At 63.0% G+C, this 15433-nt stretch carries 12 protein-coding genes; 2 read left to right on the forward strand and 10 right to left on the reverse strand.

Annotated elements, in window-relative coordinates:
- Positions 1-243 precede the first annotated feature (243 nt).
- The gene (gene tyrS / locus ACSAGD_RS07800) at positions 244-1542 is read right to left on the reverse strand and encodes a tyrosine--tRNA ligase (RefSeq protein ID WP_437582150.1); all 1299 of its coding nucleotides are present in this window, start codon (positions 1540-1542) and stop codon (positions 244-246) included.
- A 126-nt stretch (positions 1543-1668) separates the two neighbouring features.
- Between tyrS and ACSAGD_RS07805 the strand changes: the two genes are divergently transcribed.
- Together ACSAGD_RS07805 and ACSAGD_RS07810 are read left to right on the forward strand one after the other, a co-directional pair.
- On the forward strand, positions 1669-2286 hold the full coding sequence (locus tag ACSAGD_RS07805; RefSeq protein WP_437582151.1) for a DNA-binding protein: 618 nt from the start codon (positions 1669-1671) through the stop codon (positions 2284-2286).
- Positions 2283-2879: a hypothetical protein gene (locus ACSAGD_RS07810; protein WP_437582152.1), complete on the forward strand. Its 597-nt coding sequence runs from the start codon at positions 2283-2285 to the stop codon at positions 2877-2879. Before ACSAGD_RS07805 ends, ACSAGD_RS07810 begins: the two co-directional genes overlap by 4 nt.
- A 2-nt stretch (positions 2880-2881) precedes the next feature.
- On the opposite strand, the gene ACSAGD_RS07815 is transcribed toward ACSAGD_RS07810, so the two are convergent.
- From ACSAGD_RS07815 to pheT, 9 genes are all read right to left on the reverse strand, one after another.
- On the reverse strand, positions 2882-3490 hold the full coding sequence (locus ACSAGD_RS07815; RefSeq protein ID WP_437582153.1) for a DNA-3-methyladenine glycosylase: 609 nt from the start codon (positions 3488-3490) through the stop codon (positions 2882-2884).
- A 2-nt stretch (positions 3491-3492) separates the two neighbouring features.
- Positions 3493-4923 carry an argininosuccinate lyase gene (argH, locus tag ACSAGD_RS07820; protein WP_437582154.1) on the reverse strand — a complete coding sequence of 477 codons (1431 nt, stop codon included), beginning with the start codon at positions 4921-4923 and terminating at the stop codon, positions 3493-3495.
- A 12-nt stretch (positions 4924-4935) separates the two neighbouring features.
- Positions 4936-5859, reverse strand: coding sequence for an ornithine carbamoyltransferase (argF, locus tag ACSAGD_RS07825; RefSeq protein ID WP_437582155.1), 924 nt, complete (start codon positions 5857-5859; stop codon positions 4936-4938).
- A gap of 25 nt (positions 5860-5884) precedes the next feature.
- The gene (locus ACSAGD_RS07830) at positions 5885-7072 is read right to left on the reverse strand and encodes an acetylornithine transaminase (RefSeq protein WP_437582156.1); all 1188 of its coding nucleotides are present in this window, start codon (positions 7070-7072) and stop codon (positions 5885-5887) included.
- On the reverse strand, positions 7069-7986 hold the full coding sequence (argB, locus tag ACSAGD_RS07835) for an acetylglutamate kinase (RefSeq protein WP_437585143.1): 918 nt from the start codon (positions 7984-7986) through the stop codon (positions 7069-7071). Before argB ends, ACSAGD_RS07830 begins: the two co-directional genes overlap by 4 nt.
- The gene (gene argJ, locus ACSAGD_RS07840) at positions 7983-9134 is read right to left on the reverse strand and encodes a bifunctional glutamate N-acetyltransferase/amino-acid acetyltransferase ArgJ (protein WP_437582158.1); all 1152 of its coding nucleotides are present in this window, start codon (positions 9132-9134) and stop codon (positions 7983-7985) included. The genes argB and argJ overlap by 4 nt, the downstream gene beginning before the upstream one ends.
- Positions 9131-10174: an N-acetyl-gamma-glutamyl-phosphate reductase gene (gene argC, locus ACSAGD_RS07845; RefSeq protein WP_437582159.1), complete on the reverse strand. Its 1044-nt coding sequence runs from the start codon at positions 10172-10174 to the stop codon at positions 9131-9133. The genes argJ and argC overlap by 4 nt, the downstream gene beginning before the upstream one ends.
- 209 nt (positions 10175-10383) lie before the next feature.
- Positions 10384-12873, reverse strand: a complete 2490-nt coding sequence (locus ACSAGD_RS07850) for a DEAD/DEAH box helicase (RefSeq protein WP_437582160.1) — start codon at positions 12871-12873, stop codon at positions 10384-10386.
- Between the two features lie 40 nt (positions 12874-12913).
- Positions 12914-15433, reverse strand: a complete 2520-nt coding sequence (gene pheT, locus ACSAGD_RS07855; protein ID WP_437582161.1) for a phenylalanine--tRNA ligase subunit beta — start codon at positions 15431-15433, stop codon at positions 12914-12916.

Genomic DNA, 15433 nt, shown 5'->3' on the forward strand with positions numbered 1-15433 from the left:
ACTTCCACACCTGGCGACCTGACTGATCAGGTGCGTTGTGGGAAGGGATTTTGCCTACCGATTGAGACCCGCGAGCTCTTCCGCTCTGCGGCGTCTTTGTGGCGACGAATGAATACTTTACGCACACGTCCGGGTCGCCGCAAATCCCTCCCGCATCCCGGGCGTGTCGCACGCGCCGCCGCCCTGGTACATATGCCAAAGGCGCCGCTTCCTCGCGGAAGCGACGCCTCAGTGCACGGCCCCTCAGGCTGTGATCGTTGCACCTGCGAGAGTCTTCTTACCCCGACGCAGCACAGCGAATCGCCCGTGGATCAACTCGGCCGGTGGAGCATCTGCATCAGCGACTTTCACGTTGTTGACGTAGATACCCCCCTGGCCTACCGCGCGACGGGCCTCTCCCAGGCTTTTCGTGAGCCCCGTGTCCACAAGAAGCTGCGCGATCGAAACGTCTCGAGCACCGGAGGCGTGCGGCACCTCAGCAAGAGCTGCGGCAAGCGTGGCGTCGTCGAGTGCTTCCAACTCGCCCTGCCCGAAGAGCGCTGCTGCGGCGTCGATAGCGGCTTGAGCTGCGTCTGGACCGTGAACGAGCGCGGTGACTTCCCAGGCGAGCTTCTTCTGCGCCTCGCGACGGAACGGCTCGTCGGAGACCTTCTGGCCGTATTCCTCAATTTCAGCTCGCGAGAGGAACGTGAAGACTTTGAGCCGGTCGACGACATCGGCATCCGCTGTATTGATCCAGAACTGGTAGAACGCATAAGGCGACGTCATATCCGGGTTCAGCCAGATGGCGTTTCCCTCGCTCTTACCGAACTTGGTGCCATCGGAATTGACGATGAGGGGCGTACCGAACGCATGCACGCTCGCGCCCTCGGCACGATGGATCAGGTCAGTCCCGCCGACGAGGTTCCCCCATTGGTCGCTTCCGCCTGTTTGCAGGACGCAGTCGTACCGGCGGTACAGCTCTAGGAAGTCGAGCGCCTGGAGTAGCTGGTAGCTGAACTCTGTGAAGCTGATGCCCGCGTCTGAGTTCAAACGCGCAGCCACAGCGTCTTTCTTCAGCATGGCCCCAACACGGAAGTGCTTTCCGACGTCGCGCAGGAAGTCAATGGTGGCGAGGTTCGCCGTCCAGTCGAGGTTGTTGACCATGCGAGCAGGGTTCTCTCCCTCAAAGCTGAGGTAGCGCTCGATCTGAGACTGCAGACTGGTGACCCATTCAGCGACAGTCTCGCGCGAGTTGAGCGTGCGCTCGGCAGTCGGACGCGGGTCTCCGACGAGACCGGTCGATCCACCGACAAGGCCGAGGGGTCGATGTCCGGCGAGCTGAAGACGACGAAGCGTTAGCAGCTGGACAAGATGTCCAAGGTGCAGACTGGCCGCCGTTGGGTCGAAACCGCAATAGAACGTGATCGGCTTCCCCGCGAGGAGACGCTTTAGAGCCTCCTCCTCCGTCGACACATGGACGAGTCCGCGCCAACGCAGTTCATCCCACACATCGTCAAAAGTGGCGTCATTGGATTGCTTCTCGAGAACGGAGTTCGACACAGTAGTTACAGTACCAGCGTCGTGAACGCAGTCCGAGAGGACATTTAGGTTATTTCCTCAATTTGCTTGAGTTTTGGTTTTTACCTAAAGTATGCTCAATTCAGGCTAAACCTGGGGGTCTCCCACATGTTCGTTATAACAGCAGATCAGATCGACAGCAGGAACACTCAGGATGCTGCCGCGGAAACGCTCGCCGAGGTGAACGCCACTCTCGGGGATGCTCTCGAACTTCCTGCTGAACGCACCGCGGGCGACGAAATCCAAGCACTCACAGACGACGCCGCTGCCGCGCTCACACTCATGCTCATGCTCGTTCGTCACGAGCGCTGGAGCATCGGCCTCGGCATCGGAACGGTCGAGCTCCCGCTGGCCGACAGCACACGAGCTTCGACAGGCGAAGCGTTCTTCGCGGCGCGAGACGCGATCGAAACCGCGAAATCCGGAAGCCTGCGCTTCGCCGCAGCCGCCGGGCCCTCCGTCGATGAGCAGACGACCTCGGACTTCGAAGCGTTCATGTCACTTCTGATCCTCGTGCTCGATCGGCGCACACGCGGCGGCTGGGAAGTCTACGACCTGCTTGCCGAGGGGCTCAGCCAGGCGCAGGCATCCTCACGTCTCGGAATCACAGCCGGAGCAGTGAGCCTTCGCACACGAGCGGCCGGAATCCGCCAGGAAGAGGCCGCGGTCGGCGCCCTCGTTCGTATGCTCGAAGCGCTGAACCTCGACAGCAAGGAGATCGCATGATCACTTTCGGCATCCTCGTCATCCTCTACTGGGTGGCGCTCGTCCTCTTCGTCGCAGCGGCGACCGCCTTTGCGCTCGTCGGGTTCAGCAAGCCACGGGCGCGCGTGATGATCTTTGCCGCCGTCTTTCTCGCAGCATCCCTAGGTCTTGCTGTCCTGCCGTTCCCCGGCCCACCGATGCCCGTGGTGATGGTGCTCGGTGCCCTGTCGCTTCTGCTCGCGGTGACAGGAGGCGGTCCCGCTGCGAGTGTGGTGCTGAGTGCGGCGACCCGCGGCTCTGTCAAAGACGGCACCCATGGCGGCATCCTGATACGCACAGACTCAGCCGCAGACCCCGCGGATCTCCGCCCACTGCACCAGACCGAGGTCATGCGTGGGGGCCTCGTCATCGGATTCCTCGAACGCCTCGCCGTCGGTGTGGCACTGATGGTCGGCTACCCAGCCGCGTTCGCGGTGGTCATCGCCATTAAGGGAGTGGGACGATTCACAGAGCTGGCCGTGTCTGAAGCACGCGAGCGCTTCATCATCGGCACTCTGGTGAGCCTGCTCTGGGCAAGCGCAGCTGTAGGGATCTGGCTGCTTGCGGTGCGATGAGGCTATTCAGCCTTCGGATGCCGCTTGTACGAGGAGACTGTGGGGTCACCCTCGATCCAGAATCGCCATGGATAGCTCGCCCCTCCTCCGGCCCCGCTCACTCCCGTTCGCGGGCCAGACAGAATACTTGCGGGAGACGGCCCTTCGCGGATTGAGAAGCTCTCCCCGAAGAGATTCGAGCCGTCATCGTCCATTGTGAGACCGAGCGCCACCCCGAGCCGCCCCGGCCCCTGAGCGAGATCACGATCGCGCTTGCTCGTGGTGCGGCGCTCGCGAGCCAACTCAATTCCGTCGACGACCTCCCCCGCTCGCATGAGCACGCCTGCGGGCTGCCCGTCCGGCGAGCACACGATATTTCCGCAGATGTGCATGCCATAAGTGAAATACACATACAGATGTCCGGGCGGGCCGAACATGGTGGCGTTGCGCCGAGTCTTGCCTCGATGCGCATGCGACCCCGGATCGACGCCGTTCCCCACGTAGGCTTCCAGCTCCGTCAGCCGTATCGTCACCGATCCCTCTGAGGTCGTGTGTGTGATCAGGCTGCCGAGGAGCTTCGGCGCGAGGTCAACCGCCGAGCCCTCCAACGCGGAACGATCATCAAGACGCATCGTCAGTCGGCGGTTCCCAGTGCTCTGCTGAGCTCGGCAACTCGAGTCGTGAGAGCCGTCAGCTGCTCCGCCACGCGGTCTGGCGCGGTCCCGCCCGCACCAGACCGGCTCGCAATGGACCCGGCGACCGTCAGCACGCTCCGAACGTCGGGCGTGAGGTGCGGTGAGATGCTCGCGAGCGTCTCGTCATCCGGCTCGTCCAATCCGATGCCACGCTGCTCGCAGTGTTGGACCAGCTCGCCGCTGATCTCATGTGCGTCACGGAACGCGACTCCCTGCTTGACGAGCCACTCCGCGACATCCGTCGCGAGCGAGAAGCCCTGCGGGGCCTGATACGCCATACGTTCAGTGTTGAAACGGAGAGTCGCGATCATTCCAGTGAATGCGGGAAGCAGCACCTCCAGCGTCTGGACGGCGTCGAAGACCGGCTCCTTGTCCTCCTGGAGGTCACGGTTGTACGAAAGCGGCAGACCCTTGAGAGTGCTGAGAAGCCCCGTCAGGTTGCCGATGAGTCGCCCCGACTTGCCACGCGCAAGCTCTGCGATATCGGGGTTCTTCTTCTGAGGCATGATGCTCGACCCGGTCGAGTAGGCGTCGTCGAGCGTGACATAGTCGAACTCGCGCGTGTTCCAAAGAATGATCTCCTCCGAGAAACGGGACAGATTGATGCCGATCATCGAGGTGATGAACGCGAACTCTGCCACCACGTCACGGCTCGCCGTGGCATCCATCGAATTCTCGCTCGGACGGTCGAGACCCAGCTCGGCCGCGACGAGCGCCGCGTCGAGACCGAGCGTGCTTCCCGCGAGTGCGCCCGCGCCGTAGGGCGACGCCGATGCCCGGGCTCCCCAGTCCCGGAGGCGCTCCAGATCTCGTACGAGAGGCCAGGCATGCGCAAGCAGGTGATGCGACAGCAGCACCGGTTGCGCGTGCTGAAGATGCGTCCGTCCGGGCAGCGGGGCGGCAGAATTCGCCTCCGCCTGCGACACGATCGCATCGATGAGTTGGACGAGCTGAGCACCAATCACCTGCGCATGATCACGAAGATACAGACGCACGAGAGTGGAGATCTGATCGTTTCTGCTCCGCCCAGCACGAAGCTTTCCGCCAAGCTCAGCCCCAGCGACCTCGATGAGCCCGCGCTCGAGCGCACTGTGGACGTCTTCGTCAGACTCTGCGGCTGTGAATCGGCCGTCAGCAACGCGTTCATCGAGCTCTGTGAGCGCCGCGATCATGTCCGTCAGCTCGCCATCAGACAGATAGCCCGCCTGGGCGAGTGCCTTCGCGTGGGCCTTCGATCCGCGGATGTCGTAATGCGCGAGCTCCCAGTCGAAGTCAGTGGACTTGCTGAGTCGAGCAAGCTCTGGCGAAGGGCCGCCCGCAAAGCGTCCGCCCCACAGCGCTCCAGCCTCTCCTGCACGGTTCGTCGTCATGTTCTCCTCCGTTCAGGCCTGTTCCAGCAGCCAGACCATGAGAGCCTTCTGCGCGTGCAGCCGGTTCTCTGCCTCGTCCCAGATGATGCTCTGAGGTCCGTCGATGACCTCCGCGGAGACCTCGAATCCACGATCAGCAGGCAGGCAGTGCATGAACACCGCGTCATCCTTCGCGTGCGACATCAGCTCTGTGTCGACCCGGTAGCTCGCGAGCGAATCGAGGCGTGCAGCCTTCTCTTCCTCCTTGCCCATCGACACCCAGGTATCGGTAACGACGACATCAGAATCGGATGCCGCGACACGCGAGTCCTCGAGAACAGTGATGGACCCGCCGGTGAGCTCTGCCCGCTTCTCGGCATCCGCCACCACCGCGGGGGTCGGCGCATAGCCCTTGGGCGACGCGATGCGTACATGCATCCCCGCTGTCGCCCCAGCCAGCAGATACGACTGCGCCATGTTGCACGCACCATCGCCGATGAACGTCAGCGTGAGGCCTGCGAGCCGCCCCTTATGCTCGCGAATCGTGAGCAGGTCTGCGAGGAGTTGGCACGGGTGGAAATCATCCGACAGCGCGTTGATGACGGGCACCGCTGTCCCGTTCGCCATCTCCTCAAGACCTGACTGCCCGTAGGTGCGCCAGACGATCGCGGACACCATGCGCTCGAGGACCCGAGCAGTATCGCTCGGAGTCTCCTTGCCCCCGAGCTGGCTGTTCGCGGTGGAGATGATGAGCGGCGACCCACCGAGATCTGAGATTCCGACAGCGAATGACACGCGCGTGCGCGTCGACGACTTGTCGAAGATGACCGCAACGGTCTGGGGACCCGCAAGCGGTTTCGCAGAGTAGCGGTCCGCCTTGAGCCTGAGCGCAAGATCGAGAATCTCGTTCTGTTCCTCGGGCGAAATGTCGTCGTCGCGCAGGAAGTGTCGGGTCATAGTGCTCTTTCGGAATAGATGGTGGTCAATGGCTCACGGCTGACAGCGCGGCCGTGAAACGTGCTTCGAAGTCGGAGAGTTCTGCCTCACCGATGATGAGCGGTGGGGCAAGTCGTATCGTCTCGTCGTTGGGGGCGTTGACGATGAGTCCGCGCTCGAGTGCTTCGCCGTGCAGCTTCTTGGCGACAGGGGCCCCCAGGCTGATGCCCAGAAGAAGACCTCGGCCCCGCACTCCGGTGACGAGCGGATGCTTCCACCCGGCGATCATCGAGACGAGCTCGTCACCGCGGCGCGCAGCATTCTCTACGAGCCCAGCAGTCTCGATCTCACCGAGAACCGCGTTCGCCGTCGCGGTCGCGAGAGGATTGCCTCCAAACGTCGTACCGTGCTGCCCCGGATGGATGAGTTCGCTCGCCGCGCCCAACGTCACCACAGCGCCCATCGGGACGCCGCCGGCGATCCCCTTAGCAACGGTTACGACGTCGGGCACTATCCCCGAACGCTGATACCCGAACCAGCCGCCAGTTCGACCAACACCGGTCTGGATCTCGTCGATCATCAGGAGCGCTCCGGTCTTGGACGTGAGCGCGCGTGCTCGCTGAAGGAAAGCGTCCGGAACCTCGAGAACGCCCGCTTCACCCTTGATCGGTTCGAGGATCACGGCTGCGACCGTCTCGTCGAACGCCTCCTCTAACGCCTCGATCGTGGTGTCGATGTACTCGACACCTCCGGGCAGCGGTTCAAAATCAGTGTGCATCGCGGGCTTCCCCGTCAGCGCAAGTGCCCCCATCGTCCGGCCATGGAAGGAGTTCTTCATGGAGAGCACGCGCGTGCGACGCCCGTCCTCACCCCGGTTCAAGCGGGCCAGCTTGAACGCGCCTTCGTTGGCCTCGGTTCCCGAGTTTGCGAAGAAAACACGACCGGTCTCCCCTGCCCCTGTCAACCGCTTCAGGCGAGCAGCGAGCTCGAGCTGAGGAGGGGTCGAGAAGAAGTTCGAGACATGGATGAGCGTCTTCGCCTGCTGTGCGATCGCGTCGGCCAAGACGGGATGCGCGTGACCGAGCACGTTGACCGCAATGCCCGCCAGGAAGTCGAGATAACGCTTGCCCTCGACATCTTCGACGTATGCGCCCTCGCCGCGGACCAGAAGGCCCTGCGATGGCCCGAACGCATGGACCATATCGCGCTCGACGCGATCTCTCCACGAGGTCATGACTTCTCCTTCGTCACTTCAGTTCCGACTCCCGGACCGGTGAAAAGCTCCAAGAGAATCGAGTGGTGAACCCGACCATCGATGATGGATGCGGATGAGACGCCGCCCTCCACCGCTTCAAGACAGGCCGTCATCTTCGGAATCATGCCTGATTCCAGACGCGGCATCAGCTCCGCCAGCTCGGCCGCGGAGATGCTCGTCACTAGTGAACTCGTATCCGGCCAGTCGCTGTAGAGCCCGGCGACGTCGGTCAGGACAATCAGCTTGCTGGCCGTCAGCCCCGCGGCCAATGCGCCTGCCGCCGCATCCGCGTTGACGTTCAACGGGCGCGCCAGATCTCCATCCTCCGGCGCGATCGAGGAGACGACGGGAATCCTTCCCGCCTCGATCGCACTGTGCACGACCGTCGGATCGACATGAACGATGTCTCCGACGCGACCGAGATCGACCTCGACCCCGTCGACAACTGCGCCACGGCGCCGCCCGGTGAAGAGATTGGCGTCTTCTCCCGAGAGCCCGACCGCGAGGTCGCCGTGTGCGTTGAGGAGGTCGACGAGCTCTGAGTTGACCTCGTTGCGAAGCACGTCGCGTACGACCTGCATCGCCTCAGGGGTGGTCACGCGGTAACCACCGCGAAATTCGCTCGTGATTCCCGCCGCGCCGAGCGCACGCGAGATCTGCGGACCGCCCCCGTGAACGACGACGGGATGCAGCCCCACGTGATGGAGGTAGACGATGTCTTCCGCGAAAGCCTTTTTGAGGTCGTCGGATACCATCGCGTTGCCGCCGAATTTGACCACGACGATCGCACCGCGATATCGCATCAGCCACGGCAGCGTCTCGATGAGAGCGGCGGCGCGCTCCTGCGCCACGTCCCGTGAGAGCTGAGTTGTGTGTTGAGTCATGGCGGTCAGCTCGAGTACGCGCTGTTCTCGTGAACGTAATCGTGGGTCAGGTCGTTCGTCATGATGAACGCCGATTCGGACCCGACACGCAGGTCGATGTCGACCGTGCACTCTCGAGGCTCAAGGTCGACGAGTTCACGAGGCTGATCGGGGCCGCCAGCGTGGCAGACGCGCACGCCGTTCATCGTGACGTCGACATCGAACGGATCGAACTCGGCCGACGTCGTGCCGATCGCGGCGAGTACTCTCCCCCAGTTCGGGTCATTGCCGAAAATCGCCGTTTTGAAGAGGTTATTGCGCGCCACGGAGCGAGCGACCTCGAGGGCGTCCTCCTGCGACCGGGCCCCGCTCACCGTAATGGTGATGTCGTGACTCGCGCCCTCCGCGTCGGACTGCAGCTGACGCGCAAGATCGGCGCACAGCTCCGTGAGCACGGCGGTGAACTCCTGCTCATCGGGAACGATGCCGGAAGCTCCGGACGCGAGGAGCGTCACCTGATCGTTCGTCGACATACAGCCGTCAGAGTCCAGACGATCGAACGTCACTCGTGTGGCCGCGCGGAGTGTACGATCCAAGGCACGAGCATCGAGGTCTGCGTCTGTTGTGATCACGACGAGCATGGTCGCCAGCCCCGGCGCGAGCATACCCGCCCCCTTCGCGATGCCGCCGATTGTGAAGCCTGCTCCGCTTCGTGTCGCGGTCTTCGCGTGGGTGTCCGTCGTCATGATCGCCTCAGCCGCATGGACTCCTCCGTCCGAGGAGAGCGCGTCAGCGGCATCCTTGACCCCTGATTCGACGCGTGCGCGGTCGAGCTGGTCCCCAATGAGACCGGTTGAGCAGACGAGAACGTCCCCCGCGGACACTCCAAGAGCGGAGGCCGCGGCTTCAGCCGTCGCGTGTGCTGTTTGGAACCCCTGCTCGCCTGTGAAGCAATTCGCTCCGCCTGAGTTGAGGACAATCGCCGAGACTATGCCGTCAGCGACCGCTTGGCGTGACCACAGGATTGGGTTCGCGACAGCTCTGTTGCTCGTGAACACTGCGGCCGCAGCCTGACGGGGACCGGTGTTGACGATCAGAGCGAGGTCTCGCGCGCCCGTCTCTTTGAGACCGGCCGGCACTCCGGCAGCGGTGAATCCCTGAGGTGAGGTTACGCTCACGGGGCAACTCCGTTCACAGTCAGGCCCGTTGACTCGGGCAGTCCTAATGCGATGTTCGCCGACTGAATCGCGGCCCCCGCGGTTCCCTTGGCCAGGTTGTCGACAGCGGCCACGACGACGACACGTCCCGCGGCTTCATCCACAGCGAGACCCATGAGCGCTGTATTCGCACCGAGCACGTCCGCCGTCCGAGGCATCACACCCTCCGGAAGCACCTGCACGAAGGTCTCATCTTCGTAAGCAGCTTCCCATGCCTCTCGTACAGATGAGGCACTCGTACCGGGGGTTAGGCGAGCTGTTGACGTGGCGAGTATGCCGCGCGCCATAGGCACGAGTACAGGCGTGAAGGAGAGCGACACATCGTCGGCACCCGCCCAGCGCAGGCCCTGCGCGATTTCCGGGATGTGTCGATGCGTTCCGCCGACAGCGTAGGGGTTTGCCGTCCCCATGAGTTCGCTTCCGAGCAGGTGCGGTTTGAGACTCTTGCCGGCGCCCGATGGACCGACAGCGAGCACGGAGACGATATCCGTGGACTCGATGACGCCCGCTGCGACGCCGGGAGCGAGGGAGAGCTCGACCGTGCTCGCGTTGCACCCCGGAGCCGCGATACGTCGTGCTCCACGCAGCGCCTCTCGCTGCCGGCTGTCGCCGACGATGAGCTCGGGGACTCCGTATTCCCACGCTCCGTGGTAGTCGCCACCGTAGAACGCATCCCAGGCGGCCTCATCGGCGAGACGATGATCGGCTCCGCAATCGATGACGAGCGTATTGTCATCGAGGTGTTCCGTGAGTTCGCCCGATTTGCCGTGCGGCAGCGCCACAAAGACGACGTCGTGGCCCGCGAGAGTCTCCGGCGTCGTGTCACCTAGCGTCAAGTGACGGAGCGAACGAAGATGCGGCTGGAGCAAGATCAGCGGAGCACCCGCGTTGGAGTGCGCGGTGACCGTCGTGATGTCGAAATGTGGATGCTCTGCGAGGATCCGAAGAAGTTCTCCACCGGCGTATCCAGATGCGCCAGCGACAGCGACCGAGAATGTCATGCTTCTACCTTATTGAGTGGGCGGATTGCTTTCGAGGCGGCGGCGCCCACTCGTGCCCGCTTCACAGCAGCACGGCAAGCGTCGCCGAGGTTCGCCCGGTGACACGACGTCGACGCAGACCACGCAGCGCCGAGGAAACGGCGAGATGGCGTGTAGCGTCGAGCATGGGTCGACAATACCGTGCTGTGCCCCGTGTGCGCCAATCGAAGTCACATCCTCCCGATCTCAGTGATCGCGATGACCGGCGCCTCGGCCTCGTCTGATGCCTCGAGATCCACGGAGGCGAAAATTGCCCAATCGTGATGACCCGCGGGATCATCGATTGTCTGTCTGACACGCCATGTCCGGCCGTCTGCCTCGACCGAGAAAAGGAGGGGTCCGCGTGCCTCCGCACCCGTCAGGATCTCGTCGTGCTCGTCGAAATACGGTCCGATGCTGGACGCCCAGCGATCCTCGTCGAAGCCGCAGGCGCCGTCGAGCTGTCCGAGCGCCTCGTAATCTTCGCGAGCGGCGAGCTGCACGCGGCGGAACATCTCGTTACGCACGAGCACGCGGAAGGCACGGACTTGCGCAGAGATCCCGCGAGACGCCGGAAAAGGGAAATCCTGAGACACGGCGTGCTTCGCAGCATCCGGGTGTGTCATCTCCTCCCATTCATCGAGGAGACTCGAGTCGACCTGCCGGACCAGCGCACCGAGCCACTCGATGATGTCAGTGAGCTCATCCGAGCGAGCGGAGTCTGGAATCATCTGTCGTGACGTTCGAAACGCATCGCTCAGATATCGAAGCACTACCCCCTCGGAACGCCCCAGCTGATAGTGACGAACGAAGTCTGCGAACGTCATCGCACGCTCGTACATGTCTCGGACGACCGATTTCGGCGACAGTTCGAAGTCGGCCACCCAGGGCTGGGACGCGCGGAAAGTTTCGAACGCTTGGCCCAGCAGTTCATCGAGCGGCTTGGGCCATGTGATCTGCTCAAGACGTTCCATGCGCTCGTCGTATTCGATGCCATCTCGCTTCATCTCGGCAACGGCCTCGCCGCGCGCAAGAAACTCCTGCTGGTTCAGCACCGCCCGCGGGTCGTCGAGAGTTGACTCAATGACGGAGATCATGTCGAGCGCATACCTCGGCGACTCTGGATCCAGCAGTTCGAAAGCCGCAAGGGCGAATGGCGACAGCGGCTGATTCAGCGCGAAGTTGGCAGGAAGGTCAACGGTGAGCCTGATCCCTGATTCCCCTGACTCGACGATGCCTGCGTCCCTGAGCGTGCGGAAGATTCCGAGGGCCCGTCGCGCAAGATCATGCTGACGAGAGGACGGCTCGTGGTTGTCGTAGATGAGCTGGCGCACGGTTGAGAAGACGTCTCCGCCCCGTGCGATGACGTTGATCAGCATCGCGCTCGTTATCTGCATGTGGCTGACCAACGGCTCTGGCTCCGCGCTGATCAGACGATCAAAAGATCCGCGACCCCACGAGACAAACCCTTCCGGCGCCTTCTTCCGAATGATCTTTCGGCGCTTCTTGGGGTCGTCGCCCGCTTTCTCGAGAGCTTTGATGTTCTGGGTCTCGTGCTCGGGCGCCTGTGCGACGACTGTTCCTGCGGCGTCGAAACCCGCGCGGCCGGCGCGCCCAGCGATCTGATGGAATTCACGAGCGTTGAGCTGTCTCATGCGCGTGCCATCGAACTTCGTGAGGGCAGTCAAGAGCACTGTCCTGATCGGCACGTTGATACCGACGCCGAGCGTATCGGTACCGCAGATGACCGGGAGCAGCCCCTGCTGCGCCAGTTGCTCCACAAGGCGGCGATACTTGGGAAGCATTCCTGCGTGATGCACGCCGATTCCAGCTCGCAGCAGTCGAGAGAGCGTCTTGCCGAAGGCGGTGGTGAACCGAAAGTCGCCTATCGCCTCCGCGATGCGTGCTTTGAGCTCCTTCGACGCCACCCTCTGACTTGTCAGTGCCCCTGCGCGCTCCATCGCCTGAGCCTGGGAGAAATGCACGATGTAAACCGGGGCCCGATCCGTGTGCAGAAGCTCGTCGATCGTCTCGTGAATGGGGGCTGTCTCGTAGTGGAACGTGAGCGGCACAGGTCGGACCGTCCCCGTCACGAGTGCAGTCTCACGCCCCGTGCGACGTGTGAGATCTTTCGCGAGCTCGGCCGTGTCGCCCAGCGTGGCTGACATCAGCACGAACTGGCTCTCATTCAGGGTGAGAAGCGGCACCTGCCAGGCCCAGCCGCGATCTGGGTCGCCGTAGAAGTGGAACTCGTCCATGATGACCTGATCGACCTGAGAATCTGGGCCTTGTCGAAGAGCCAGGTTAGCCAGTATCTCCGCTGTGCAGCAGATGATCGGTGCGTCAGGGTTGACGCTCGAGTCTCCGGTCATCATCCCGACGTTCTCTGCGCCGAACGTGTCGACGAGACTGAAGAACTTCTCACTCACCAGCGCTTTGATCGGCGCTGTGTAGAAGCTCCGCTCCCTGCGCGCAAGCGAATGCAGGTGCGCAGCGATCGCGACGAGAGACTTGCCCGTACCCGTCGGGGTCGAGAGGATCAGATTGCTGCCGCTCGCGATCTCAAGCAGTGACTCTTCCTGAGACGCATACAGGGTGAGACTCTGCTCGTCGATCCAGTCCGTGAACGTGTCGATCACGGCATCCGGCTCAGACGATCGCGGAATGGTGAGGCGGCTCATAGCGGCCTCACCACTCCGCGGAGTGTCAATTTTGCGCTGCTCAGTCTCTGATCGCCGCCCCGAAGAGCTCATGTGCGCGAGAAGCGCCGGCGAGTTTCGCCTCTGATGCCTCAGCGGCAGTGAGTGTCCGATCTGCAGCTCGGAAGCGCAGAGCGAACGTCAGGCTCTTCTCGTCCGTGCCCAGACCTGAGCCTCGGTAGTCATCGACCAGACGGATGTCTTCGAGAAGCTCGCCCGCTCCTTCCCGCACGCTTGCCAGCACGTCCCCCGCGGGCACGTCGCGCGCGACAAGAAGCGAGAGATCTTGGGTTGCGGCAGGCTGAGTGAGGATGCTGTGCGTAGCGACGACCTCGCCGCCTGAGGCGATGAGCGCATCGATATCGAGTTCCGCGACAGCTACGACGCGTGGCAGGTCGTGGTCCTCGGCAATGTCCGGCAAGAGCTCGCCCGCGAAGCCGACGTGAAGTCCGTTCACCCGAAGCTCGGCCGTACGGCCTGGATGCAGTGCTTTGTGTGTGCCCTGGACAGCGTCGATTCGAACTCCGAGTGCCAGCCCGATCTGACCTACTCGCGCGAGGGCATCGCTCAGCGAGGCTGAGACCGCAGGCTGGCCAGGCTGCTTCTCGATCACATTTCCCAGTTCGAGAACTGCAACATGACGTGGCTGAGCGGGAATCCCCTCGAACAACGCGTCAAGCTGCTCGTCGCTCGGACGATCGGTTCCTGACGGCAGCTCGTCTGAGCCGAGACGCTCTTTGGTTCCCGGTGTGAAGACGAGTCCCATCTCAAAGAGAGACAGGTTCGTGAGACCACGGGAGAGATTCCGGTGCGCGATCTCGATGAGACCGGGGATCAGCGAGGTACGGAGGTAAGGAACAGTCGCGTCGAGCGCATTTGCCACCTTGATCGCGGGAACGCGGCCCTCGAGCGGACTGCCGAAGAGGTCGTTCGACGCCTTGGAGACGAAAGGATAGGCGAGCACCTCCGTGCTTCCGGCCGCTGCGAGAGCGTCCGAGAGAGCACGGCGTGAACGCTGGCCGCGTGTCAGGCCCTGACCCGGAGGCGCAACGGGCAGCACACTCGGAATGCGGTCATAGCCGACGATGCGCGCGATCTCCTCCACCAGGTCAGCCTTGCCGACAAGGTCGGGACGCCAGCTCGGCGGCAAAACACTCAGGCCGCCGTCCACGATGGACACCTCGCAACCGATCTCGACGAGAGCGTCCCGCTCCTCGGCATCCGAATAGTCGACGCCCACGAGAGCGGAAGCGAATCCGCTCGGCAGGAGAATACGATCCCGTTCAGGCGCCTCGTCATAGACCGAACCGCTGTCGGTCGGAGTGCCCCCGGCGTACTTCTGAATGAGTTCGACGACGCGATCGACAGCCGCCTGGGTGATCTTCGGGTCTACCCCACGCTCGAATCTTTTCGACGCCTCACTCGGAAGCTTGTGTCGACGGGCAGTCCGCGCAATCGATACCGGGTCGAAGTTGGCTGCTTCCACGAGAACATTCGTCGTAGCGTCGCTGATCTCAGTCGTGGCACCTCCCATCACTCCCGCCAGACCGATCGGCCCGCTGCCGTCAGTGATGAGCAGATCCTCCGCGTGGAGCACGCGCTCTGTGGAATCGAGAGTGGTGAGCTTCTCGCCCTTGGCCGCGCGCCGTACGGTGATTCCCCCGGTCAGCCGGTCCAGATCGTAACCGTGAATCGGCTGCCCGAGCTCGAGCATCACATAGTTCGTGATGTCCACAAGAACCGACACAGAGCGGATGCCGGCGAGCGTGAGTCGCGATCGCATCCATGCGGGTGTGGGGCGTGCAGGGTCAACGTCTCGCACGATTCGCGTCGTGAACACGGAGCATCCCTGTCTGTCGCGAATCGGAGCACCATCGTCGATGGTCACAGGGAAGGTTCCATCAAGCGTGGGTACGTCGCGCTTGGCAGGGTCGGTGAAGGTCGCCCCGGTTGCGTGGGCATACTCACGGGCGACGCCGCGGATCGAGAACGCGTAGCCGCGATCAGGCGTGACGTTGATCTCGATAGCCTCGTCGTCAAGGCCGAGCAGAGAGATAGCGTCCGTGCCCGGCTCAGGGTCCATTCCCAGTGTTGCGAGCACGAGGATGCCCTCGTGATCATCGCCCAGCCCGAGCTCCCGCACAGACGCGATCATTCCGTCGGAGAGATGTCCGTAGGTCTTCCGTGCCGCGATAGGGAACGGACCAGGAAGCACAGCGCCCGGAAGCGTCACAACAACCTTGTCTCCAGGGGCGAAGTTATGCGCCCCGCACACGATGCCATGCACAGATTCACCGCCATCGGCGGCTGTTTCGCCGTCGGGCGCTACTCGAACCTGGCACCACCGGATGACCTTGCCATTCTTCTGCGGCTCTTCGACGAACTCGAGAACCTCTCCCACCACGATTGGTCCGGACAGGTCGAACCGATGGATGTCTTCCTCTTCGAGTCCGACCTTCACCAGGGCCGACTGCACAGCCTCCGGCGTTGTATCCGCGGGCAGTTCTACATACTCGGCGAGCCAGCTCAAGGGAACGCGCAT

The sequence above is a fragment of the Paramicrobacterium salitolerans genome, assembly GCF_051513965.1.
Classification (GTDB): Bacteria; Actinomycetota; Actinomycetes; order Actinomycetales; family Microbacteriaceae; genus Paramicrobacterium.